We start from the raw sequence: 2736 nt of genomic DNA on the forward strand, positions 1-2736 counted from the left end.
AAGGCAACTGAGTTTTATAGTAAAGCATTTGGGTTAGAAACCAAATTCATTCATGAGTCGAACATGTATGCTGAGATGAAAAGCGGTGAAACAACCTTGTCGTTCGCAAACAATGAAATGCTAAAGATGAATCTTGGTATTGATGCGATACATGGCATGAAGAATTGTTTCGAAATAGCATTTTCTACCAACGATGTTGAAGGTGCTTTTAAAAAGGCAATTGAAAATGGTGCCAAAGAGCTCAAAAAACCAGAACAAAAAACTTGGGGACAGACAGTTGCTTATGTTAGCGATGATTTTGGAACAATAGTAGAGATTTGTACACCGATGGAATAATCTAAAGGTAGCAGGCCCGTCCATGGGCCTGAATATTATAGGCCGTGTATTAAAATCCTACAGACAAACAACAGGCCAAATACAAAAGTTTGCTCCGTTGACACTTCGCAAACCTGCGTATGTTGGCCGGAACGTTAGGCGAAATATGCCCCCCGGTTTTGAAAGGCAAAGAATGAAATCAAAAAAAATCGCGCCCCTAATAATAATATTAATTCTAAATATCCTTTCTGATGGACAAACAGTATTAACTAATCCAATTGGTGCAAGGTCATTGGCGATGGGAAGGACTGGATACACCATATCAAGTGACGGAACTGCTTTGTTTTTTAATCCAGCGATATTGGGACTGGAAAATTTTAGATGGAACAAAGGTGAGATACAATATTATCGAGAACCTATGATTATTGATATTGTTAAATCATATTATTCGATCAATTGGCAGCAAGATGAAATAAAAAATATGGGATTCTCTCTTTATCTGAACCACATAGCCGCTGGAGAAATAAATGAAATAGATATGAATGGTAGCATTGTGGACACTTGGTATTCTTATGATTATGTGATTGCAGCTGGAGCAGGTTATTGTTTCTACAAAAAATCATTTCTATCCAATTCCGTAGGAGTTGGACTAAAGTACTATCGTTCACCCATGGGCACTAAGAATGACGGAGAGAAATACTATGGACATGCATTTTCGTTCGACGCAGGATATCTACTGCAACTATTTGATAGATTGCGTTTGGGATTTGTAATAAAAAATATCGGTACAGACATTAAATGGAAAGACAAAGATTCAACACTTAGTAATAATAGCCAACCATCGCTAATAGGAATAGGAACTGGATATATCGATGATTATTATTACGGCAAATTAAAACTTTTAAAACTGTCAACAGAATTAAGCTATCGTAAAGTTTTTGGTGATTCTCATCTAAAAAATAATGGAAACATATTGACAGGAATTGAGTTGTTTTTCTTAGGTACTTTTCCAATCAGGGTTGGCTATCAAAGAATTTTAAAAGGAAATGAAGAAGGAATAAATGGGATATCATTTGGAACAGGTTTATCCCTATTCAATCATTTCAATTTTGACATTTTTTGGTCGTTTGATGATGATGAATACGACATTGACGAACCAAATTATGGTTTTTCCGTTTCGATTACAAGAGCTCTAAATTGGAGTAAGAAAGATAAAAGATGGTGGATAAAATATTAAGACGGGGCGCGAAGAGTAAAAGACAAAACCGGGGGACATACATCGCCTAACAGCGCCAGCCCAAAATTTACTCCACTGCGTTCCGTAAACTTCGGGCGAGTGGCGCAAAACGTTGTGCGCAATAAACCGGGCCATGCAAAGACTGAAAGATGCCGCCGCCGAAGCAAAAATGAGGCAAAAACTAGTTAAATTCGATAAAATTTTTACAGAAGGGAGTTAGTATGAATAGAAGCTTTTGGTCGTTATGCATGCTGTTCTGCTTCGCCTTATTTCTCGCCTGTTCAGATGATGAAAATGCTTTTCCTGACCTCAATCTAAACCAGCCTTGGATTACATCCTCCATGACATACATATACACCCGTGGAAACGGACAAATACAAGCACTTGAGTCAGAAGAAATCGGCGACGCAACTATGACACTTACTGAAAATTCCTTCGCGTATTGCTGTTCATTAAAGGCATATCTTTACTCGGCGGACACAATTTCCTCGATAACTTTAGAAGAAGCCGATGAGGCAGATAGCACTATACGTGATTCACTGATGCAGCTGTTTGTTAGAACAGGAGCTCCTATAGATTCATTCTTTGTGCATCCTTGTGATTCCGGCTCGTTGAGCTATACTCAAAACTACAAAGACAATAGCTCCGACGGAATTTCATTGTTTGGTGGAACACCAGACAATTGGTGGTATGGCACAATCTCCGGACAATCACATTCGGGCAATAATTGGAGTACCAATTATATGGCATACGAAGAAAATGAAAAGTGCAAAAGTATCTGGATATCAAATATCCCTCATGACAATTATAGGATTAGCCTAAATTTCAGTATCCAGTAGATTATCATAATCGGAAGTGAGGCAAGCATGAAAAAGTATGAAACCGCCCTGAAGGCGCTCTTTGCATTATCGATTCTTCTAATTTTGCTTACTACATCGTGTGAAGTTGGTACATCTTACATGCTTAGAAACATGACACTCGAGGGAGTAGTGCCGTCAAGCAGAATTCGCGTTGTACCATCAAATGACGATCCACACATCTCAGCAGGTGCCAGATTAGACCTTACGACTATTGGTCACGTTCAAGGTATTGAAGACCCCTATCCCGGTCTATGGGTTTCGGATTCCACGGGCCATACGGCACCTTACAGAACGACTGAACCAAATGTTTATTGGACAAGACCC

Annotated in this window: 3 protein-coding genes; all 3 read left to right on the top strand. The window is 39.0% G+C overall.

What is annotated here, in order from left to right; all coding sequences use genetic code 11:
• Window positions 1–336, top strand: a 336-nt coding sequence (locus GF401_03950) for a VOC family protein (protein ID MBD3344199.1), incomplete at its 5' end; no start/stop codon positions are given.
• 22 nt (window positions 337–358) lie between these two features.
• A complete protein-coding gene (locus GF401_03955; protein ID MBD3344200.1) occupies window positions 359–1552 on the top strand; it encodes a PorV/PorQ family protein in 1194 nt (397 codons plus the stop codon).
• Window positions 1553–1773: 221 nt separating this feature from the next.
• The gene (locus GF401_03960; protein ID MBD3344201.1) at window positions 1774–2391 is read left to right on the top strand and encodes a hypothetical protein; all 618 of its coding nucleotides are present in this window, start codon (window positions 1774–1776) and stop codon (window positions 2389–2391) included.
• Window positions 2392–2736 lie beyond the last annotated feature (345 nt).

This window comes from Chitinivibrionales bacterium (assembly GCA_014728215.1).
Taxonomy (GTDB): domain Bacteria; phylum Fibrobacterota; class Chitinivibrionia; order Chitinivibrionales; family WJKA01; genus WJKA01.

Excerpts from the sequence above, each read along its gene's own strand:
- GF401_03955 (MBD3344200.1), top strand. The coding sequence starts at position 359 with ATGGGCCTGAATATTATAGGCCGTGTATTAAAATCCTACAGACAAACA.
- GF401_03960 (MBD3344201.1), top strand. The coding sequence starts at position 1,774 with ATGAATAGAAGCTTTTGGTCGTTATGCATGCTGTTCTGCTTCGCCTTA.